Genomic DNA, 22,680 nt, shown 5'->3' on the forward strand with positions numbered 1-22,680 from the left:
AACCTGCATGAATTAATATATAAGGTTATAATTCATGCAGGTTTCGTTATTGGTTTACCAATGTAGCACACTAACCACAGGAAAATGATCCGAAGGAAATTTGCCCATATATGTATCTGTTAAGATACCATATTTACGTACGTTAAACGGTTTTGTAATAAAAATATGATCGATACGCTGCTTGGGCTTAAGCCCTTTTCCCCACGCGTTAAATGAGGAGTTAGGTTCATACACGATGTTCGCCAGTTCATGTACATCTCGTACAATCCCACTTTTTGCGAGTGTAAAGTATGCTTCGTTGGTTTCATCTACATTGAAATCACCGGTTAAGATAATGGGTAAATCCCCTGCTAATTCCTTTGCTTTTTCTAAAATAAGCTTTGCACTTTCACGACGTGCCTCAATACCTACATGATCAAAATGCGTATTCATGAAGATGAACCGCTTGCCATTTTGGTTGTCTTCAAACACACCCCATGTACAAATTCTTGGCAAGGCGGCATCCCACCCTTTATTGGGTTTCTTCGTATCTGTACCAGAAAGCCAAAACGTTCCATCTTTTATCACTTTGAAGCGTTGCTTGTTGAAGAAGACAGCCGAATGTTCTCCTTTCTGTGCACCATCATCACGGCCCACGCCAATGTATTCAAAACCGGGCAACTGGTTCTTCATATCCTGCACCTGTTCGTAAAATCCTTCCTGGATACCGAAGATATCAAATTCATGAAATTGGATAAGATTGGTTACCGCCTGCTTCCTATCATCCCATAAGTTCCCAACATCCGATGTCGTTTTCAGACGTATATTAAAAGAAGCTACCGTCAGCTCTTGTGCCGACAAAATGTAGAAAAAACCTAAAAGGAATAATATCGATAAAGAGATCCTTTTCATAGCATAAATGTATTGTTATTTGACATAGATAATATTGGCAACGGCGCGTTCTCCCTCATGGTCGAACAGTTTATTATCAGAAGGATGGTTTACGACACCATTTTCGGTAGCTCCTTTTATATACAATGTAGAACTGCCTCCACCGTCAAGATTCATTGCCTCTTTAGCTCCCAACCACCGTAATATGCTAGAGAGTTCATGAAGATTCATACCATGCGCGGATTTATTTCTTCCATCGACGACAAATAGAAGCAATTTACCGCCACGTGTCAAAGCAATCGCTGTGCGCGGATGCCTGTTGTCGTTAAAGGCATTTTTGGTTAACGGGCAAGGGCTGCTATCCGCTATAAGTAACGGACCCGAAAGCATGACGTTTGGATAGCGTCCCGCCTCATACAGCGTGTCGGTTGCCGCTTTGATCTTTACCTCTTTTTTCGAAACCAAAAGCAACGCATTACCTCGATCTGATTTTTTTCTAGTATGGTTGACGACTTTATTATCTACTTGAATAAAATCAGTTGCACCGCCATTTTTCATGTCAAAGAAACCGCCGTTTACTGCCACCAATGCGTGGTGTTCCAATGCCAATTGTGACGTTGGTTTCAACTCGGAAGACTCTGCAGCGAAATAAAGTTTCTTCAAATTCTTTTTAAGGTCGATTTCCACATAGTTAATCTCCTGTTCGCTGTCAAAGAGATTATTAAAATGTCCTTGTTTCCATATAACCCCTTTTTTCACTTCCGTTTTTTTCCAATCTTTGGTAACGACTGCTATGGAATCCTGGTTTTCCTGTGCAAACGTGGCCGTAACAAAAAGGACAATACTGACAAGAATACTTATTCTTAAACGATACATCGAATATTATTTTTTTAGAATGCTATTGAGTAATTCCGGCTCGTCCGTCGTGATGTAGTCAATCTTCTGATCGATAAAATGATGCATATCATCCTCCCGGTTCACCGTCCATACATTGGTTTTAAGTCCTAATTTCTTTGCCTCTCCGATCCACCCGGGGTGTTTCTTATAAACCGACAAATGATAGTCCAGCCCGCTCAAGCCTGCGGCTTTTATTTCCTGCGGGGATTTATCGCCATTGAGGTAGTGAACTTTTGCTTTCTTATCCAACTCTTTAAGTTTCAAACAGGCATCGTAACTGAACGCGATATATTCCACTTGTTTTCCAGCTTTCAACTTCTTTACTAAAGCCACCGATAGCTCTGCTGCTTTTAACGTTCTTTCTGTACCGAGCTTATTTGTCTTAAGCTCATAAATCAACTTGGTTTTTTTCTGCTTCAGCCCCTCTTTTAGATATTCCTCAGCAGTGGGAATGCTTTCTCCGTTGGGATGTTTTTTAGCAAGCAATTCTTCGTAGGTTGAGGTGGCTATATCTATTCCATAAAAGTCTTGGTCGTGGGTTACAACCAATATATCATCTTTTGTTAGATGTACATCAAACTCTGTACCCCAAGCTTTTTGTTCGACTGCTTTATTTAAGGACGCGATTGAGTTTTGCGGCACCTCAGTATTTTTCCAAGACCCGCGATGCGCGATCATTTCTGTTTGCGCTGTAGCTCCCATGTGCATAACCGTTAATAAGGTGAAGATTACTAGTGTTGCTTTCATATCATACATGAATAAGGTATACTTTTGATTGATCTATTATTTAATTTCTACGAATATATCCAATTCCCGTTAAGATAGTGTTAAATCACCTTTCTCCGTTCCATTCCCCATAAAATTGTTGCAAAAAGGATTCCATAAAATAATGGCGATGCTTGGCAATCTGCTTTGCTGTATCGGTGTTCATCTTGTCTTGCAACAGCAATAGTTTTTCGTAAAAATGGTTGACGGTGGGTGCCGTCGTATTTTTATAAGCTTCCTTACTCAGTTGTTTTTGAGGTGGAATATTAGGGTTATATATTTCTCTATTTTTAAATCCTCCGTAATGAAAAGCGCGCGCAATACCAATTGCTCCAATGGCATCCAAACGATCCGCATCTTGCACAATCTCTAGTTCCTTGGAATGGAAATCAATTTGTCCTAAAGAGGCTTTGTACGACATATTGAATATAATCTGCTGTACATGTTCTATCCGACCATCATCTAAGCCCAAGCTATATAGGAACTCGCCCGCAATACGTGGCCCTACCTGCTCATCGCCATGATGAAACTTGCTGTCGGCAATGTCATGCAGCAACGCAGTCAATTCACAAACCAATATATCAGCGTTCTCCGTTTCCAAGATCAACTTTGTATTGTTCCATACACGCTGAATATGCCACCAATCATGCCCCGCTTCGGCGTTTCTCAGCTTTTCCTGTACAAATGCCGCTGTTCGTTGGATAATCGTCTTGTCATCCATCATTTTTTATCCTGTACCCGGATGAGTTTATGTATCTTGCTTCCCGTTGGAATTTCGTCTGCACCTTTGCTTGTTTTTGATTCAGACAATTTATCTTTCGAACCTTCATACAATTCGTATTGCAGTAACCTACAATCTAGTTTACCGCTAAAAAACTCGAACCTCCGGGAAGCTTGCAAGCCGATCTTTTTTGCCAAATCAAGATTTCCAGTAAATATATAACCTCGATATCCCTTGCACGCCTGCTTCAGAAAGTCGCCGATCCGCTTATAAGTTGCTTCCAGCTTCGTATGTACGCCTAGACGCTCGCCATATTCGGGGTTAAACATAATGACGCCCTGTTCTTCTGGTATAGTCGTCTTCGCAAAATCACATATTTCAAATGTGATCAAATGTTCCACACCTGCCGTCTTCGCATTCGATTTCGCAATTTCGATAGCCTCATTTGATATATCCGAAGCGATAATATTCGGGAGGTTTTTTTTGTTTGTCAATTCCTTCAATCGGCGGCGTTCCTCAAAAAACACTTCCTCATCATAACCTATAAAATGCATGAAAGCATAATTCATCCGTTGCAAACCGGGCATACGTTTTTGTGCCATGAGGGCTGCTTCAATGGCTAGCGTTCCCGAACCGCACATCGGGTTTATGAACGGTGATTGACCATCCCACTGGGTAGCCATAATAGTTGCGGTAGCAAGTGCTTCCAGCATGGGCGCTTTGCCGGGATGTTTCCGATAGCCATGCTTGGCGAGTGTCTCGCCGGACGTATCTAAAAAAATCTCTGCCCTATCATCTATCCAGTGCAGATGGATAACCGCCCGGTTTAGTTCCGGCCCGGTATTAGGACGTACGCCTTTTTTATCCTTGATACGGTCTACAATCGCATCTTTTACCTTGACATTCGCAAAGAGCGGCGTCGTAATCGTCTCATTGTGTACATTCGATGTAACGGAGAAATATCCATCAAACGGCAGCAACTCTTCCCATGCAATAGTTACGAGTGCTTTATAAAGTTCATCGGCATTCCTGGCACGAAATGACTTCACTTCATAAAGGACTTGGCTCGCTATACGTAGATTCAGATTCAACCGAATACATTCATTTATCGAGGCATTGACCTCTATGCCTGTATTAAAGGCACGGACAATATCAAAGCCCAGCGCTTCCACTTCTTGCGCCAAATAAGACGACAAGCGTCTGTTGCAGGTAATAATAACTTTATTGGGGGTGTTGAAAACTTCCATCATCTTTTTGCAAAGTTACTTATTCTGCTTAGCAAAAAATGCTTAATTTTACAGTTTAATACGTTTTTGATATGGAAATAAGAGGAAAAGTTCATGAAATAGGCGCTACGCAACAAGTTACTGAATCTTTCAAAAAAAGAGATTTAATTGTTGCTTACGCAGAAAACCCACAATTTGTAGAATACATTCGCTTTGAGGCAACGCAAGACCGCGTTAATATATTTGACAACTTGGCTGTCGGCGATGATATAGAGGTTTCTTTTAACCTACGCGGTCGTCCATGGACAAATAAAGAAGGGGTTACCACGTACTTCAATTCCTTAGTTGCATGGCGAGTAACAAAACTGGCCAATACAGCACAACAGGCGCAAGCGCCGGGCCAAATGGACATGCCTCCTGTTGATATATCGTCTTCGGGAGCTGATGATGACGACTTACCTTTTTAATAAGATTATAACTAAAGCAACAAACGCTCCAAGTTCTTTTAGCTCTTGGAGCGTTTGTTGTTATATAGTTTTAATATTTTGTCTATATTAAAAAAAGTCCGTAACTTTCTATTGTTAAAATGGTTATCATTTTTGTTGGACGAATAATATAGAAAGATTATGGTTTCGAAAGTTATTGGCTTCATAGCGCTATTGTTTATATTTCCTTCTGTGGAAAAAGACAGCCGATTCGATCAAATCGATAAGTTTTTCAACGGAAAATGGGTTGTTGAGAAAACCACTGATTCCCCATTGGAAAGTATGGATTTTTTGGGTGCAAACTGTATTACGTTCACTTTCCGAGGTGTTCCGTATCCCCAAAACATTCTTAAAAAATATGAATATGCCAACCTTGATAGTTATCCTCAAAATATCTTGTTGAATGTATATACAAAGGATTTAGTATCGGAAAAGAAACTAAATGAAAGCTCTCTTCATATTGAAATCGTGGATAAAAATACCATCAAGGTGAAAAATAAAATCGGTCAAGTGAATACCCTAAAAAGAAAACCAAGAAACGCAAACGATATACGTTTCAGGTAGTTAATAGCACCATCCCTCTTTAACCTTTTGTGTCGCATCCGGATGTTTGGGACCTGTAGAAGCTTATTCTTCGTACTATTCCACCCTCTCAAATATCCGAAACGAGGTTTATGGATTCGTGTTCATTTTAGTATCCATGAGCTCGCTTTGCTCTGTCTTGTTTCTTTTTCGCGAAGAAAAAGAAAACTAAAAATCACTCCGGAAACACTATCTCAATATATCCTTCTTTTCCTTCCCACTTCGGGCCTTTCTGTAAAACCTGTATGATCTCTTCATAGATTGGCTGATTCGTGGCTACCTGTGGCTGTATATCATAAGGAAGCCCATCTTGTCCCACTTTGAAGCGAACCTTTAACCGCTTTTCCGTATTTACGCCAGAATAATGCGTCGATACAAATGCGGAAAATGCTTCCCAGCCATCTACCGGCTGCGCATCACCGATAGGCAATGAATGCACAACCGTCTGCGTAAGGGCATCATCCATCAGTTCCACCTCCGTTACATTGGTGTTCTGTCCATTAGGCAGATGACGGATCAATAAGAGTGTACAGACCGCGATAAACATCACCGCTCCTACCATACCAATTGCTAAACGCTGCCAGCTAAAATAGAATCTATTCTTACGTTGGGCGTGCTCTGCTATGCGCCGCTCAAGCCGTTGCTGCAATAAGCTCAACGATTTTACATCAACTCCCTGCTGCATCTTATAGCCATCAATCGCATCTTGTAAGAATGGATCGTCCAACGCTTCCCGCTCCAATGCATGCATTTCCTCCCGACTCATTAAGCCGTGTATATAGTTATGTATTCTTGACAGTTGATAGTTATTTTCCATTTTTCCCACTCTCCATACAAATTTTCAAGTTTCTTTTCCCATTCTGGATATAGCTCTTCACTTTATTCAAATCGTATCCCGTTTCCTCCGCGATATCTTTATAGCATTTTTGCTCTAGATAGAACAGACGTACACAAGCTGCCTGATCATGGGAAAGAGATTCCAAACATTCGTGTACCTTGTCGAAATCGTCCTCTGTCCATTTCCCCTCATCGTCCGTTACAAGCTTCTGTTCGCTTTCAGACATATTATCTTCGATATCCACATGCATTTTGCCTTTCTGCTTTCGGAGTTCCATCAAGCAATAATTTCGGGCAAACACATATAACCAGCTCTTGAAACTATCCACATCGTGTATACGAAGCTTATGTACCAGCTGCTCAAAGATCTGCATAACCGCATCTTGACTTGCTGCCTGTTCCTGAAAGTATTTAAAACATACACCGTATAGCAATGACATATAGGGAGCATATAGTTGTCCCAATACCTGCAGATCGCCCGTCTGCTTATAATATACGAGTTGTTCTTTTTCGTCCATGCGCAATTATCCAATAAGAGGATGCTGAAAGATAGCAAATTCCATAATTTTTTAGATAATATAATGCGAAATCTTGTTTTCTAACAAAAAAAAGCAAAAATGACTCTTTATATGTGGTAAAATCGTGCCAAGGGATTTTTGGAAGTACTCATTTTGGCAGGATTTTATCATATATCGTCCTAAAACAATGATTTACAACCCTGATTTTAACTGAAAAGAACATATGTTAATCGAGTAAAACATTGAAAAGCAATAAAATACGTAATAAATAACGCATCGTCCTCTTACTCAAAATTCACAAACTCCTGGTTCTGATAACCAACACGATAACAGTAGCGCGGATCCAGTGTCGTAGGGTGTCATATCTGCAAAACTTTGATCATAGCTCGACAACTTGAGTATAATCCTTCGCTACTCCCAACCCTCTAACGTACCTATCCCCAATCCGACGGATAGCATATGAATACCCGTTTTCGACAGCCCTTTTATACCAACTCATTGCTTTTGTATAGTCTTTCGATCTGTATTTATAAATATTCCTTCTTCATTATGTCCACAAAATTGGCGTAATAAGCGATGGCTTGCTCCGGTTTGTTGTGCTCGATTAGCAGAATCGAGCGCAACACAAGTTGATCGTAAATAAAATCCAAAATTTCATGCTTATTGTCTGCCTGATAAATATTTTTCAGCATAGCCGGCGCAATAAGCTCATATTCCGAGATCAGCTTGTTATATTCTGGGGTCGGCTTCATTACGGTTTCCCTCAATTGCCTTAACATCTGCAATTCATAGCAATCATCAGCAAGTCCTTTATGGAAGACGCAGGCAGACGTCAGAAAGCAATCCGAATAATCAGAATCAGTGCTTGTTTCGGTGTTCGCCGTATCAGTCTCATTAGCGCGTGTTTCAGCGTCTAACTCTATAACAGGACTACCGGACGCATCAAATAGATAAACAACACCATCTGAAACGCCTTTAGAACCATCTATGTCTTCATGGAACCCAAACCTAATGATATTTTCACCATTTTTATGTTCGATCGCACCGTAGTTGTTGTTTAGATTATCACCACCCCTCGCCTCGTATATATGAAAAAAATACCTTGAATTATCCAACTCCACGTCCTCGGAAGTGCGCTTAAAAATCTGGAACTTCGTAGATTTAATATCGCCATTTAGACCGATACATAGCCCCACCTCCTCTCTCTGAAAGTCCGCCATAAATGCCGCAACACTGATAGTATTGTATAGGTGAAGATGAACCGTCAACTCGTTTCCAGGGCGGTCTTTTAAAGTAAATAAACCTTTAAAGTTAAGTGAATTGACCCTTTTATCACGACTTTTTACAAGTTTAGGCAGCGAAATCATGAGCGGCAGAGCCGCAACAGCTGTTATGAATTTTCTTCTTTCCATTTTTTGTATTTATTATGTAGCTATTACGACCGTCCTAAGTAAAAACCAGATTGAAGACCGCGATAATATGACCTTGAGGATACCCCTGTTCTAAGGTACACGAGGTTTTCTATAGCTGGGATCTCTTTAACAAACATTTTTAACAGGTACTTTCCCGGTCGGATAGCCCCCGTGAGTTGATCCTCTCCTTGTAGCACATTATAGCTTTCTCCTATAGTTTTTATAGAAAGAAAAGACTTACAGATGCCAACTTTGGTATTGTTACTTTCGTAAATCATCCAGGAAAAATCCTTACTGCTCTTAGGTATATGTTTGAAAAACCAAAAGATTTCGGAGGAGCCTATAGCTGCGTTTACAACAAAGGGAAGTGTAGTCTCAAATTGTTCCATTTCATTATTAAACGTGTATTTAAGTTTTGAAAGATCGACTTTATTCAACTCAAACAAAAACATCGTGTCTGGCAGTACGGTAGTGAAGAAGTCCAAAGAGGGGTTGTTGTAGTCAATTTCTTTTACGCTTTGCGCGAGCGTATCACTGTAAACATAAAATATTGTTAACAGGCTGAATAGTAGAACGAGCTTTTTCATTGCTTTGTAGTTTAAATTATCATATATGCCATTTACGCTTCCTAGCCTTACTTTCGCTAACGTAATATCTCACAAATAAAACGAATAGCCCCTTACTTGTAAATACCCATTATGAGGTATTTTTATTTTATTATTAGAGGTGTTTTGAAAAAATTTTGATTATTTTTAGAACACTAATTAACAGACTATTGACACAGTACAATCATAAGGCGAAGAGGTAGATGTAGATGCGGAAAAAGAACAAAGTGTAAGAATATGGAAAAGCACAAACCACGTCATCTACTTGCAGACCTTTGGGAAAGTTATCCCGAGGCCGTCAGCAATACCTATACCGTTTCTCAGTCAACTCCTATCGGGAAGTATATTGCTGATATCCTTGCATTAGGCCCGTTCTATCACTATGTAATCAACATTCCAGATTATAGTTTAAGCCATATTTCGGAGCGCACACTTGATATTCATGGTTTAGCCGACTATCCCACCACGCTACAAAACATTATGGATCTCATTCATCCCGATGATTTAGGTTTTGTTGTAGACGCTGAGCGAGCAACACTGGAAAAATTGAAAGAAATTGGATTTCGGTATCAATTAAGCCTCAAGACATCTTATTGCTTCCGCATGCGTATTGCCGATGGCAGCTACCACCTCTTTCATCACCAAGCCATACATCTAAGTAAAGATGCACAGGGTCGGATGGCTACTACGCTGAATATTCACACCGACATTCAACATATTACGCAAGTCAATAACCGGATTGTATTGATATCGGGGGTTGGTGAGCGAACGGACTACTGCCAGATTAATCTGTCACGGCAGCATTCCAGAATCCCGACAATCCCGTTATCCAAACGAGAGCGGGAAATTTTGAAATTACTCTCTCAGGGACTGTCCAATCAACAAATCAGCGAGCAGCTTTTTATATCCGACCACACCGTGCGGACACATCGTAGAAATCTCCTTAAAAAAACAGCAACCAACAATTCCCGTAATTTGATTCGGGAATGCCTCGAACAGGGATTATTTTAACGTCAGAAAAGAGCAATAAACATATGGAGGAAAGCGAACATACACTGCTGCCAATATGGGAAAAATATCCCGCTATTTTCTCTTCGGAAGAAGCAACAGAGAACAACGAATCTGTTACAGCGCTACTTTCGGACATATTTGTGGGAGGTGATTTCTATTATTATCTTATTGACATCCGTCAACAAACGTTGAGCCATCAGCATCCGAACCTATGTAAAATACACGGTCTTACATCACAGCCCAAGCACCTGCAGCATATCATCAACCTTATTCACCCAGAAGATATCCCTTTCGTGCTCCGGGCAGAGGAATATTGCTATGGAAAAGTAGCGGAAATCGGAGTGCAGCATGTCAGAAACCTGAAATCCTGCTATTGCTTTCGTATGCGGATTGCTGATGGCAGCTATCATCTCTTTCATCACCAAGCCATCATCGCTGTAGTCGACGACAATGGTCGAATGTCTCGCAGCCTCAACATCCATACCGACATTCAGGATCTCAGCCGGCAAAATAGTTATATCGCGACACTGATGGGTATTAACGGTTGCACGGATTTCTATCAAGCAGACCTTTCCTGTGAATTTGGCCTACATAAGACTTGCAATCCGTTTAGCAAACGTGAGCGCGAGATCCTCCGCTTCATTGCTGACGGATTTTCCAGCGAAATCATAGCTCAGCAATTGGGTATATCCGTACAGACAGTCAATGTCCATCGCAAAAACATGCTAAAAAAAACAAATACTCACAATAGCAGGGCTCTACTAAAAATGTGTATCGAGATGGGGTTATTATAGCCGAATCTATCTAAACAATAACAATGCAATCAACAGTGTAACCACAATATTGAATCCCTGTGCGATCAGAAACGCATAAAGTGGCTTCTTGTTATTATGCACAAATAGCTCTTTAAAATTCGTTTCCAAACCTATCGATGTAAAAGCTAATGCAAACCATAAGCTTTGAATACTTTTCAGTTCTGCTTTTACATTGCCGATCTGTTCAGGACTAATGACAAACGAAAACAAGAGGGAAGCAAAAACGAAACCTATTACAAATTTTGGAAAACGCTCCCAAATGATTTTTAAGGTTGGTTTCTCGGCCTGCTCTGCACTTTTGGAATGCGAATATGTCCAATAAATACTGATAGCAAACGCGGCTATGCCGAGCAGGACATTTTGAGAAAATTTCACGATGGTACTAATTTTTAACGCTTCCTCGCCTACCAACGAGCCGGATGCTACAACCGCCCCGGTCGTATCAATACTCCCACCGAGCCAAGCTCCGGTAACCTCCTGCGATAAGCCCATCCAGTCTGCAAGATAGGGCATAAAAATCATCATCGGAATAGCGGTAATCAAAACCAAAGAGACGACATAGGATAGCTTTTTAGCATCTCCTTTAATGGCTCCTGACGTAGCAATAGCGGCCGACACACCACAAATCGAAACAGCCGACGAAAGCATCATCGCCATCTCCTGATCTATTTTTAATTTCTTACAAAGCCAAAACGCAAAATACCAGACCGACAATACAACAACCAAAGCCTGAATCAGCCCTAAAGCTCCAGCTTTCAATATCTCGCTAAAGATAACCGTTGTTCCTAGCAGCACCAAACCTATTTTTACATACAGTTCGGTAGAAAGTGCTTCTTTAAACCAAGACGGTAATTTAAAAAAATTGCTGATCAGCAAACCGATACCTAAGCTAAATATAACGGCTTCCAGGTTATACTCCTGTACAGTACTATTGCCTGCTAAAACCAATGCAAATATGGTTAATACAAAAATGAAAGGAAAAACGACCAAAATTGGCTTTAACGGTTTTCCCAACAACAAGGCTCCCACCAGAGCAGTAGCGAACACCAATAAAAATTGTGCGCCAATAACCAATAGGTTATCGGGGGATAAGACTTTTGCAAAAAGTATCGCTGACGTATCCCACGAAAAACTTGGTTTAGGTACGACGATACCAAACAGGGCTAAAAAAATGATAGCTAATCCGAGGATCACGACCACCCAGTCCTCGCTAATCATTATACTTGATTTAGAAGATGACATTATATACAGTTAAGGTTTTTTGTAAATGATGGACAATATAAGTATTATTATTTCACTAGATCGGTCAATGCACATTTAATCTCTCCAAAGTCAAAATCAAATCCATCTTCTACAGTGTATTTGGTTGTCCCCGGAACAGAATGAAGTAGAATACTCGAATCGACGCCTTTTAAAAACGAACCGATATGCGCCATGATCAGGGGAAGAGGCAGCCCAAAAGAAACTCCCACGCTTTCTCTGAGTACTTTCATAAATGCAACATTAGTGACTGGATTAGGGCTACAGGCATGATAAACCCGCCGTGGTTGCATCCGCTCGATTATCCACTGTACCAATTTCACAAAATCTCGCTCATGAATCCAACTAACGCATTGACGTCCATCAGAAACTTTCCCTCCCAGGCCCCATTTCGCTAGTGGAAGTAGTTCCGCTAACATCCCTTGTTGTTTTGACAACACCGGACTGACGCGAAGTATCACCTTTAACGTATCCGGAAGATCAAATGCTGAAAAAGCAGCTTCCCATCTTCGGGTCAGTTGAGCTAGATAATCGTCGCCGATTGCCATGCTTGTCTCATCCTGCAATTCGTTTAATCCAGAAAAAATAGATATACCAGAAAAGTTTATCCAGAGTCGTGGAGGTTTATTACAAGTGGCTATTGCTCTTCCCAAGGCATTAGTTGGTAAAAGGCGAGAATCTTCAAGAAGCGCTTTATTTTTTGGTGTAAAGCGACATTGTATACTTTTACCACTCAAGTTGATCACGGTATCTGCACCATTCAGCACATTGCCCCAAGCCCCTACATGCTCACCGTCCCAAAACACATAAGTAACCCCTTCTTCTTTTCTATTCCGCTGCCGAGACAAAATCACTACCTCCCATCCCGAATCCAGAAAAGCCCTCTTTAACAACGTGCCTAGATGACCGGATCCTCCGGCAAGTACAATCTTTCTCATAACATTACATCTATATTAAAATGATCCTTTAAAACGAACCGGGCAGCATGAAATCCGCACATCCCGTGTACGCCCCCTCCCGGAGGTGTAGAGGAAGAAGCTATGTAAACATTTTTATTCGACGTACGATACGGCGTAAGAGATAAAGTGGGTCGGGTATACAACTGGAAGATATCCATTACTCCACCATTAATGTCTCCACCAATATAGTTTGGATTATAGGCTTCCATCTGTGTGGGATTAAAGGTATGTCGTGCCAAAATAGTGTCTTTAAAACCAGGAGCAAAACGTTCAATCTGATTCTCAATATGTGTCGTAAAGTCAACAATAGAGCCATTGGGAACATGGCAATAGGCCCATCCTATATGTTTACCTTCAGGAGTCCGGCTTTTATCAAATTGACTAGGCTGGGCAAACAAAACAAACGGCTTCTCTACCACCTGACCGCTATGGGAATGAAGTTCATTCCGTATTATTTCATCATAGGTATTACCGAGGTGCACCGTTGCTGCTTGTTGACTGTAAGCGTCTTTAAAAGGTGTGGCATCAGAAAGTGCCCAATCAACCTTAAATACGCCCATGCCATAACGGTACTTTCTCAACTGTTTCCGATAGGAATCGTGCAACTGCAATCCCTCCACTCTCAGTACTTGCTTGGGCGTTAAATCCAATATCAATATCTTATGTTGGGGGAGCTCCCGCGTATCTTTTACCCAGCATCCTGTTTGTATTTCGCCACCGAGCGAAATATAATATGCTGCCAGCGCATCGGCGATAGACTGTGAACCATTTTTGGGGATAGGCCAACCGTAACGGTGTCCTACTGCCATCAGTACCAAGCCAATAGCGGATGTTGCCCAGTTCGATAGCGGTTGTATGCCATGTGCTGCCATTCCTGCCCATAATGCTTTTGCTTTTTTTGTCTTAAACGACGATGCTGTCCACGTCGCCGGTTTTAAAGCGTTTAGCCCAAAACTTGCCAAATCCAGCGGATGACGAGGGAAACGCAACGGCCCCATGGTATCTAGGGCCAAGCTTTCCCATCGGTTAATGATCGGTAGAATCAATCTTGTGTAGGTCTGCGCATCAACTCCTAAATGTTGTGCGGTTTCTTCTAAGCTATGGTATAGCACGCCTGCATCACCGCTATCTAAAGGATGTGCCGCGGCATAAGTTGCCTGTGTAAATTCCAATCCGTATTCTTTTAGGGGTATGGAGCGCATAAAAGGGGAAGCCATCGCCATGGGATGTATTGCTGAACAAACATCATGCTTGAAGCCCGGCAAGGTTAATTCTTTTGTACGCATACCTCCTCCTGTAGTATTCGCACCTTCCACGATCAACGTAGAAAGTCCCTGTTGCTGCAACGTAATCGCGGCAGCAAATCCATTCGGACCGGAACCTATGATGATGGCATCGTATTTTTTCATTCTCTCACTAAGTTACTTACTTTCAGCTAACATCAAAAACGATAGGATAACGCAGTCAAAAACGACCTTCCCTCCCTCGGATAGCCTAAAGCCAAATAATAATCTTTGTCTAATAAATTTCGCACTCTTAAATCCAACGAAACACCACGATAAACCGGAACAGAGAACTTCGCATGTAATAAGGCAAAATCTGGTGCTTCATCCCCTGTACTTGTCATATATCGCTGCCCATAATACTCGATGCTTGCTAGAAAAGCCGATTTAATCTTTGGAATATCAATTTTAGTATACCCTATAGCTTTGTGATTTGGTACATCTATAAATTTCTCATCATTTCCGGTTTTGTCCTTTAATGCAATAAAACTATAATTAGCACCCACACTTAAAAATGATAAAGGGTCGTATTCAAAAGCGAGTTCATATCCTTGAAACACTGCTTTTCCGATATTGACATTTTGATTAATTGGATTGCCATTGTCCAGTTCACCGACTGTCCGAACTAAGATAGCATCATGGATGTCATTCACAAAACCAGATACCTCGTAATGAAATAAGGATCCTATTTCCCCGGAATAGGTCAGGTCAAATACCCACGCATACTCCGATTTTAGTCCGGGATTAGGCACTTGGCTCCCGAATCGACTTGAATATCGTTCTTTTTGCGAAGCAAAACGGGTTCTTTTTGAAGCAGATAACGTGATTTTATGGTTATCAACAGGTTCGACAACCAAACCTCCCTTGTAGTCAAACGTCTGATTTGAACCTGTCGGAAAATCAAATAGCACGTCGCGCTCACCTGTATTATAATGTGTGCCGTATTCCTGTGCTTTGGTATTCCTTCTGGTATTGTAAGACAACCCCAAAATACCTTTTACAGATGAATTTAGCACGATAACATCTTCCACCCCTACAAAAAAAGTATGATCATTATATTCCTGAACGGGTTCTCCCGCCTTAAAATTCTGCTCAATCTCCAAACGCTCTGCAATTTCGCGATTATGCTCCCGGTGCACATCAAATTTTTGATTTAAGGAAAACGTAATAAGGTTATTTTTAATAGCCTCCGAAGTAAGATTTATTATTCCTCCAAATGTATAATCATCATATACACTCGAGAAAGAAGAGTTTTTATTTTGCAATAGATATTCGTTATCGTCATACTGCCTCATCTCATTAAAATAGGTATCATAATATCCTGTCACATGTAAAAAAGTCTTTTCCGCAAGCAACGTTTTTGTTTTGAAATAAGCGCTCTTTTTATCATAAACAGGATAATCTCTCCAATTGCTATTTCCGGTCAGCAGTACATTTGGAGAAATAGCTTTATTTGCATTTTGATAAATAAAACTCAGGGAATATTCATCTGTTTCGTTTGGTGTATAGCCAACTTTTCCGCTCAATTTGATATCTTGAGAAGAAGCGTGGTTTCTTTTTCCTGCGTCCTGTAAACTGCTGTTCGTTGGTTCAAATTTATTAGATAGCACAAAATCTTTTCTGTCCAAAATAGAAACAGAACCGAGTGCGTAATACGTGTTTTGTCTAGTCCCCACATTAAAAGAAGAAAAATATCCATTTGCGGCATCGCCTTTTGCCGATATTAAGCCAGATTGCCCGTTGATATCTAGTTTTTTTATCGGTTTTTTGGAAATGATATTGACGGCACCGCCCATGGTATTTGGTCCGTATTGCACCGATACCAAACCTTTATCTACGGAAATGCCTTCTATATCAAATGTATTAAATCTACTCAAATCAAAAGTCCCGTCGTAAGGGGTATAAATGGGAATGCCATCATAAAAAACAGGCGTCCGCAGGGAATTAAAACCTCTTACCATAATACTGCCCTCATTCCTAGCTCCAAGCTGCGTAATGCTAACACCAGGCAATAAATTGACGGCTTCAACCACATTGTGCTTGTTAAAGTTCTGTATCTGCGTTGCCGAAACGCGGTTGATCAGTCCTTTGTCAGATCCTTTCCCAAAAATGATAATTTCCTGAATAGCATAATAGAGGCTTGTACTATCATCCGGTTCAACCTGTCCAAAAGTATCTTGTACAAATAAACAAATCAGAGAAGCCGTCAGTATCTCAAAAACTCTTTTCATATTACATTACTATATGTTTAGATATCCTTGATATCTGCCAAGTACACTTCACCACTTTTCTCAATATCCCACCCCACAACAGGATTAAAATGGTAGCCGCCCTTCGATTCTCTTGCTTTTACAAGCTGATTATATGTCGGTTGCTCATAACCCGTCTCATCAATCGCTTTACTGAGGACACGCGTAGGCTTTCCGTCCCAGTTCCACATGAATTTAAATGCGGTATGTGCTTTTTCTAACACGGGCCCTTGTAAATGTGCTTCTTGCCAGGTTTTGCCGTTATCTACACTGACCAATACTTTTGCTACCTTGCCCCTTCCGCTCCATGCGATGCCCCGTAGTTCTTGCCAGCCTTTTTCAATCTTTTTTGGATACGCGGGATAGGTAATAATCGAACGGGCATCCATCACTAGGCTAAACATCCGGATATTCCCGTCTTTGACTTTCTCTGTATATTTCGAAGTTTCCTCCCGGGTCATCACGGGCTCGTCTGTCACTTCGATACGCCGCAACCATTTGATCTGTGTATTGCCTTCGAAACCGGGAATGACCAATCGCATCGGATAACCCTGCTGCGGGCGGATAGCCTCCCCGTTCTGACCATAGGCGATGATGGCCTCTGTTAACGCCTCCTTCAGCGGCACACTACGTGCCATCAGCGCACCGTCAGCACCCTCTGCCAACAACCATTTGGCCTCCGGTTTGACACCGAGATCACGTAAAACGGTAGACAATAACACACCCGTCCACTCACTTTGGCTAGTTAACCCACATACTTCTCCCGGTGTCATTTCCCTTTTACCATAACGAAAATTACCCGAACATTCAATAAAACAAATTCGTGACACCGAAGGATATTTTTTGATATCTGAAAGCTTCAGACGTATAGGCTTTTCGACCAAACCGTGAATAAGTAATTCGTGTCGTTCAGGATCTATCTCTGGTATACCGGCATGATGTCTTTCAAAATGCAGATCCGACGGCGTAATCGTACCTTGCAGATCTTCCAAAGGCGTTCGTGAAGCCGTCGCGTAAGTGGCTATACGCTTGGGGCTATCGAATTTAGAACGATAACCCACTTCGGATGATGGGGCTCCTTGGACCTTGCTCGGATCAACAACAATCTTTGAGTCAAATTTTGGTTCTATAACCTGATCGGATGTATGTTGATACACCACAAAAACTACCGTCACAATTAAAAACACGACAACGGTGACCGTCAACCAACGGACAAGCTTCTGTATTTGCTGAAAATGTTCTTTTTCTACTGACATAGTATTTTATCTTATCTCTGGACCTCCACGCCGATCATCCAATACGTATCTTTTCTTTGCTGGCATCTCTACCTGTGGCAAGGTCTTTTCCGTAATAACAAACTCTTCTTCTATGATACCATTCAAATACAGCAAATAGGCGGTGATATCATAAACCTCTTGATCGGTCAATGAGCCGGGGGCCTCAAACGGCATGGCGCGACGGACGTAATCAAAGATAGTCGTCGCGTAAGGCCAGTAATTGCCGATGGTATTTCTTCCGGTCGAGTCGGTGACCAGTTTATCTTCGGGTCCTTCATATCCATTGACGCCATGACAACTGGCACATTTATTTTGGTACACTGCGGCGCCATTTTTCGCCCTGCCTTCGCCTTTCGGTAATCCTTTTCCGTCTGGTCGAACATCGATATCCCATTTAGCAATAAAACTTTTATCGGCTGATTTCCCTATCCCAAATTTATCCGGCCACGTTGCTTCGTACGCCTCAAGTCCGTCTGACCAATCTGCTTCATGCAGTTGCACTTGAACGACAGAAGGATTTTTATCAATAGGATTGCAACGCACAAGCAATGCTACGGCACATCCAAGCAACATATATATGCTCGCATTTTTAATCATATTGTCCGGCTACCAATTTACCTGGGGCAAGCTTATGATCTTTTATAACCCTATCCAAGACGACATAGAGCGAATCACGGTTTTCATCTATCCCTACCAATATGACTTTATTGCCCTTATCATATACGGTATAATTGACCACAAAACGCTGCCTCACTTCTTTCTTCGCCAATTCATCTGCTTTAGCAAACTCGCGGATACGGCGCGTCGTCCTGGCTTTGGGATGTACATCATTCACCTCATCAGCAAACTTACTTTTTACGGAATCGGGCAACCATTCTTCTAAAGAAATCGACGGGGCATCATCATATGCTTTTTGATCTTTCAGATAGTTTCGAACACCTCCATCGCCACCTTCACCAGCTGTCACATTACGTGGATCGGGGATAAGCTTATATTTGTCTTCCAGATACAATTTTTTATTGTCGGTGTCCGCATAATAATGAAATGCACGTTGTCCTCCTGCAACCCCAGATAATTCAAATGTGCGGTTCACATCTCGTTTTGGATCGCCACCACCATTTGACAAATCTAATCGCAACGGTCTATTGACACGGAAAGTTAATGTGGACCAATTCTCAAACGTTGCAGACTGCCAGCGGATAGTGTCGTATGGATTAAAGGGCCTTGTTTCTCCGTTTAATTTAAATTCCGTCACATTATAATGACCCCGCAATTCCTTTACACCTGCAGAGGAGGGCTGTTTGTAAGGGTCATATCGATAGTCAAGATATTGTAAATAGAAGAAAACACCTACAAAAATGAATATAATAACGGTTTTGAAGCCAACTCTAAAATAGTTAAACGTAGGTTTAAATTTGGGGAGATAAAGTTCGACTTTCGTGACTATTTCTTTGACAAACAAATTATAGAACGGTCTGTAATAGGGCACCAGCAAAAATAAACTCAACAATACGAAGTATGAACTGTAAACATGCACGCCCCCGTTGTAAGCAAAATTCACCACAACAATGGCTCCCAATGCGCCAACAAGTAAAGCCGCTCCGATAGGAACTGTTTTTCTGAAAAACAGCAAGGTACCTGCTCCCACTTCCAATATTCCGGCAAACACCTGATACCAAGGCACGATTCCAAACGAAAGCCAAAAAATCTTTTGTGCGGTTAAATCGCCATAGTCGGTATCCAGAATCCCAAAAGAAGGATAAGGCATCTGCACCGGAAAAAGTTTTGTAAAACCAAACCCGATAATGCCCAAACCTGCTCTATAGCGCACGATAACATTAAGCCAATAAAACAATTTATTGTATTCTGATCGCTCTCTTTTGAACAGCTTTAGAATAAACGTCCAAATGAAACCTGCTATGATCGAAAAAAATAGGGTGTTCACCCAAATACTATATCCCTCCAGACGATATCCAAAGGTGGTCCGACCAAACCAATTCACACCTGATCCAAATCGACAAATATCATACAGATCCCTGTAATCCAGATTAAGCCAATCTATAGCAAACACATGCTTATACCACAAGGGGTTATTGGGTATAGATACGATGATAAAGAAAACAAAGCTGATACGAAACGCGATGAGTTGAAAGGTAGTCCATTTACGCTTACCTTGCGACAGATTATTCACTGACATCTTCAAATGATTTTAAATATTTACAACTTATATCCCAGTCCACGACGTCCAATCTTTTTAACCTCATACAAAAGATACTTTTTATCGACCTTGTTAAGCTCAATCTGAAGCGTATCTCCCCGTACGTTAAAACCAGACAAATTTATACGCAGACTATCCGGTCGTTCCACTTTGAATAGGTAGGTGTCGTCATGATAGTTTCTATTTGGGTTTTTAAGTGCTATACTGTCATTGGTAATCGTATAACGATAGTATAGACGATCTCCCACCTGGGTATATTCATAATCTCTGCTATCTTCTTCGCGTTGAAAAAAAGCCGTAGGGGGTTCGTCCTTGAAAACCGTGTTTACTTTTCGCACACTTAACGTATTCCATTTTTCGAATACAACATCTTTCCATCTTACGCTATCTGTCGGCGAAAAAGCCAATGTATCGCCATTCAATACAAAAATATCCACCAGATATTTTCCTTCAATATCGGGTAGACCTGCCTCATTTGGATAATGTAACGATTGGTTTGGATCTTGGTAGATAGAATAAGACCTGACAGCTACCAGTACAATAAACACGAAGACGAAAACTGCTTTAAGTGATAATCGCCATTTTGACCAGCTTACTTTTTGCCAATCCAATTTCCAGCTGGCGGGTAATGTTTCTTTAAAATCGACAATCAATGATCCTAAACGTTGAACATCGTACACAAAAATGGGCAATGTCAATAACACAATATAAGTAGAGACAAAATAACTGGGGCCTTGATACGCCAAATCCGCCAAAAATGCATTCCCATAAAATGGTACAACAAAAATAACGGCTAGAAAAGCTGTTTTCCGAAAAAGCAATAGGATCGCAGCAATAAGCTCAACGATGCCCAAAAACACCAAATAGGCCGGAGCTGCGGATAAACTTAACAGCAGATGTTTCCAATCTGCAAAATAACCATACGCTGTATTTAAGTGGCTCAAAGATAGTTCTGGAGCAAAAATGGGGAATAACTTGAGAAAGCCGGTTACAAACAATATGGCCGCCAGTTTAAACCGTACAAATATCCGCAAATAATAATAGTATAGTTGTTCTCTATCCGTATTTCCGGGTTTTTCCTTTTTCAGCCAGACAGCTGCTCCAATCAATGCAATGATCAAAAGCAATACCCAATCCAATAGACCAGTCTGTTCGCCAAAATAATGTGGCAAGAAGGTAGCTAAGTAGAATACGTCCGCAATAAAATATTGCCAACTGATCGTAAACAACGTTTTATAAAAATCTGGTTGCAAAGGCAAACTAAGCAACCCGATAAAAAGTATGCTTACACGAAGAATATACTTCTTCCATACGGGATTTTGAAGATATGATGCCATCTTATATCGATACTTTATGATGAATAATCTGGGTTTTGTTTCAGTGCCGGATCGGCTAGTATCTGGCTGTATGGAATCGGCAATAATAATCGGAATGATTCGGTTATTCCCAATACCTGCTGCGCCCTACCTGTTCGCACCAAATCGAACCAACGATGTGCTTCAAACGCAAATTCGAGACGGCGCTCATCCTCAATCCACAGCAAAAGATCAGCTTGATTTGTCGTGTACAATTTATCTGCAAGCAACGCTCTTTCTCTAACTTTGTTTAGATCATCTACCGCCAAGTTGTATTCTTCCAATTCAGCATAGGCCTCAGCACGGATAAGATAGAGTTCAGCGATACGAATGACGTAAGTCGGATCGGCTCCTGTGCTTCTGTAATATAAGTCACCGTACCAGCGATTTTGGTTGTCCTGCGCTATCAATGCACTCCGTGCGCCGGCTGTATTCGCGTTTGTTAATAAGGCTATCAACTCGTCACTGGGCGCCCATTGTCTGGTTCCACCATTCGTTTGCGGTTGCCATTGCGCTCTATGCGGATTGGATTCGTTAGCACTGTAAAACAGTTCGAACACCGACTCCCTAGTTCCTGTCACATTATTCTTAAAAAAAGAATAATATGGCGCTAATAATTCGTAATTTGATTGGTCATTAATTAATAAGCTTGCGTAGTCTCTCGCTTCTTCCCAATTCTTTTGATATAAATGATATCGCGCTTTTAATGCCCAGATTGTCTTTTTTGTAAAGACGAATCGGTCTGTTGTCGAAGGGAGTAGGTCTTCCGCTAGATTCAGGTCATCAACTACTTGTTGATACGTCTGCTCAACTGTACTTCTTGCAATACCCGCATTGTCTCCTACTTTTTCTGTCGGTTCTGTGATTAAAGGAACTCCACCCCATACGCGCACCAAATCAAAATAGGCCAAACCTCGAATAGCGTATGCTTGCCCTAACACGTTGTCTTTTACAGTTGTCGGTATCCCATCTCCTTGGTGATTTACGAGTGCGTTGATTACGTTATTTGCGCGATTTATCGTTCTATAAATTCCGATCCATGTAGATGCTATAGTGGAGTTCTCTGGATTGACTTTATTGTTAATAAACTCTTGCACTTGTGATTGCGATCCTGTCCATTGGACATTATCACCCGATAAATAGGCAATGGACTGATAATTCACACTATAATAATCGCGTAATGCATCGTAAACGCCATTAATAGCCGCGTTGGCGGATGTTTCATCATTGATTACATCTTCACCGGAAATAGACGTTTTAGGATCTACCTCTAAAAATGAAGAGCAACTCGTTGTTAATGCGATATAAAATAAATATAGATATTTTTTCATAGTC

General features: G+C 41.2%; 22 protein-coding genes. 4 read left to right on the top strand and 18 right to left on the bottom strand.

Going from position 1 to position 22,680, the window contains the following annotated elements; translation table 11 throughout:
- Window positions 1–54: 54 nt before the first annotated feature.
- The 5 genes from G5B43_RS13185 to G5B43_RS13205 form a co-directional block, all read right to left on the bottom strand.
- Window positions 55–891, bottom strand: a complete 837-nt coding sequence (locus G5B43_RS13185; protein WP_165295258.1) for an endonuclease/exonuclease/phosphatase family protein — start codon at window positions 889–891, stop codon at window positions 55–57.
- 15 nt (window positions 892–906) lie between these two features.
- Window positions 907–1,746, bottom strand: a complete 840-nt coding sequence (locus tag G5B43_RS13190) for a phosphodiester glycosidase family protein (RefSeq protein WP_165295259.1) — start codon at window positions 1,744–1,746, stop codon at window positions 907–909.
- A 6-nt stretch (window positions 1,747–1,752) separates the two neighbouring features.
- A complete protein-coding gene (locus G5B43_RS13195; protein WP_165295260.1) occupies window positions 1,753–2,514 on the bottom strand; it encodes a glycerophosphodiester phosphodiesterase family protein in 762 nt (253 codons plus the stop codon).
- Between the two features lie 85 nt (window positions 2,515–2,599).
- A complete protein-coding gene (locus tag G5B43_RS13200; protein ID WP_165295307.1) occupies window positions 2,600–3,253 on the bottom strand; it encodes an HD domain-containing protein in 654 nt (217 codons plus the stop codon).
- Window positions 3,253–4,500 (bottom strand): class I SAM-dependent RNA methyltransferase, encoded by a 1,248-nt coding sequence (locus G5B43_RS13205; protein ID WP_165295308.1) that lies wholly within the window; start codon window positions 4,498–4,500, stop codon window positions 3,253–3,255. The genes G5B43_RS13200 and G5B43_RS13205 overlap by 1 nt, the downstream gene beginning before the upstream one ends.
- 71 nt (window positions 4,501–4,571) lie before the next feature.
- On the opposite strand from G5B43_RS13205, the gene G5B43_RS13210 reads away from it, so the two are divergent.
- Together G5B43_RS13210 and G5B43_RS13215 are read left to right on the top strand one after the other, a co-directional pair.
- Complete coding sequence (locus G5B43_RS13210; RefSeq protein WP_165295261.1) at window positions 4,572–4,946, top strand: DUF3127 domain-containing protein; 375 nt, start codon at window positions 4,572–4,574, stop codon at window positions 4,944–4,946.
- Between the two features lie 159 nt (window positions 4,947–5,105).
- Window positions 5,106–5,528, top strand: a complete 423-nt coding sequence (locus tag G5B43_RS13215) for a hypothetical protein (protein ID WP_165295262.1) — start codon at window positions 5,106–5,108, stop codon at window positions 5,526–5,528.
- 193 nt (window positions 5,529–5,721) lie between these two features.
- On the opposite strand, the gene G5B43_RS13220 is transcribed toward G5B43_RS13215, so the two are convergent.
- The 4 genes from G5B43_RS13220 to G5B43_RS13235 all read right to left on the bottom strand — a co-directional run bounded on the left by G5B43_RS13220 (window position 5,722) and on the right by G5B43_RS13235 (window position 8,900).
- Window positions 5,722–6,363, bottom strand: a complete 642-nt coding sequence (locus G5B43_RS13220; protein ID WP_165295263.1) for a hypothetical protein — start codon at window positions 6,361–6,363, stop codon at window positions 5,722–5,724.
- Window positions 6,353–6,901 (bottom strand): RNA polymerase sigma factor, encoded by a 549-nt coding sequence (locus tag G5B43_RS13225; protein WP_165295264.1) that lies wholly within the window; start codon window positions 6,899–6,901, stop codon window positions 6,353–6,355. The genes G5B43_RS13220 and G5B43_RS13225 overlap by 11 nt, the downstream gene beginning before the upstream one ends.
- A gap of 527 nt (window positions 6,902–7,428) precedes the next feature.
- A complete protein-coding gene (locus tag G5B43_RS13230; RefSeq protein ID WP_165295265.1) occupies window positions 7,429–8,313 on the bottom strand; it encodes a hypothetical protein in 885 nt (294 codons plus the stop codon).
- A 23-nt stretch (window positions 8,314–8,336) separates the two neighbouring features.
- Complete coding sequence (locus tag G5B43_RS13235; protein WP_165295266.1) at window positions 8,337–8,900, bottom strand: hypothetical protein; 564 nt, start codon at window positions 8,898–8,900, stop codon at window positions 8,337–8,339.
- A gap of 255 nt (window positions 8,901–9,155) precedes the next feature.
- Between G5B43_RS13235 and G5B43_RS19620 the strand changes: the two genes are divergently transcribed.
- Together G5B43_RS19620 and G5B43_RS19625 are read left to right on the top strand one after the other, a co-directional pair.
- Window positions 9,156–9,929, top strand: coding sequence for a helix-turn-helix transcriptional regulator (locus tag G5B43_RS19620; RefSeq protein ID WP_165295267.1), 774 nt, complete (start codon window positions 9,156–9,158; stop codon window positions 9,927–9,929).
- Window positions 9,930–9,952: 23 nt separating this feature from the next.
- Window positions 9,953–10,723, top strand: a complete 771-nt coding sequence (locus tag G5B43_RS19625; protein WP_165295268.1) for a LuxR C-terminal-related transcriptional regulator — start codon at window positions 9,953–9,955, stop codon at window positions 10,721–10,723.
- A 6-nt stretch (window positions 10,724–10,729) separates the two neighbouring features.
- Here G5B43_RS19625 and G5B43_RS13250 read toward each other — a convergent pair whose 3' ends face one another.
- From G5B43_RS13250 to G5B43_RS13290, 9 genes are read right to left on the bottom strand one after another with little or no spacing between them, the layout of a single operon-like run.
- Entirely contained in the window at window positions 10,730–11,986 is a 1,257-nt protein-coding gene (locus tag G5B43_RS13250) for a YeiH family protein (protein WP_165295269.1), read from the bottom strand.
- Window positions 11,987–12,033: 47 nt separating this feature from the next.
- On the bottom strand, window positions 12,034–12,942 hold the full coding sequence (locus tag G5B43_RS13255) for an epimerase (RefSeq protein ID WP_165295270.1): 909 nt from the start codon (window positions 12,940–12,942) through the stop codon (window positions 12,034–12,036).
- Window positions 12,939–14,372, bottom strand: coding sequence for a phytoene desaturase family protein (locus tag G5B43_RS13260; protein ID WP_165295271.1), 1,434 nt, complete (start codon window positions 14,370–14,372; stop codon window positions 12,939–12,941). The genes G5B43_RS13255 and G5B43_RS13260 overlap by 4 nt, the downstream gene beginning before the upstream one ends.
- A gap of 32 nt (window positions 14,373–14,404) precedes the next feature.
- Window positions 14,405–16,477 carry a TonB-dependent receptor plug domain-containing protein gene (locus tag G5B43_RS13265; protein WP_165295272.1) on the bottom strand — a complete coding sequence of 691 codons (2,073 nt, stop codon included), beginning with the start codon at window positions 16,475–16,477 and terminating at the stop codon, window positions 14,405–14,407.
- Between the two features lie 17 nt (window positions 16,478–16,494).
- Window positions 16,495–17,751 (bottom strand): sulfite dehydrogenase, encoded by a 1,257-nt coding sequence (gene soxC / locus G5B43_RS13270; protein ID WP_165295273.1) that lies wholly within the window; start codon window positions 17,749–17,751, stop codon window positions 16,495–16,497.
- Between the two features lie 6 nt (window positions 17,752–17,757).
- Window positions 17,758–18,369, bottom strand: coding sequence for a c-type cytochrome (locus G5B43_RS13275; RefSeq protein ID WP_240904863.1), 612 nt, complete (start codon window positions 18,367–18,369; stop codon window positions 17,758–17,760).
- Window positions 18,362–19,969, bottom strand: a complete 1,608-nt coding sequence (locus tag G5B43_RS13280) for a hypothetical protein (protein WP_165295274.1) — start codon at window positions 19,967–19,969, stop codon at window positions 18,362–18,364. The genes G5B43_RS13275 and G5B43_RS13280 overlap by 8 nt, the downstream gene beginning before the upstream one ends.
- 20 nt (window positions 19,970–19,989) lie before the next feature.
- The gene (locus tag G5B43_RS13285) at window positions 19,990–21,327 is read right to left on the bottom strand and encodes a DoxX family protein (protein WP_165295275.1); all 1,338 of its coding nucleotides are present in this window, start codon (window positions 21,325–21,327) and stop codon (window positions 19,990–19,992) included.
- Window positions 21,328–21,341: 14 nt separating this feature from the next.
- Window positions 21,342–22,676 (bottom strand): RagB/SusD family nutrient uptake outer membrane protein, encoded by a 1,335-nt coding sequence (locus G5B43_RS13290; RefSeq protein WP_165295276.1) that lies wholly within the window; start codon window positions 22,674–22,676, stop codon window positions 21,342–21,344.
- Window positions 22,677–22,680 lie beyond the last annotated feature (4 nt).

Source organism: Sphingobacterium sp. SGR-19, from assembly GCF_011043555.1.
Lineage (GTDB): Bacteria > Bacteroidota > Bacteroidia > Sphingobacteriales > Sphingobacteriaceae > Sphingobacterium.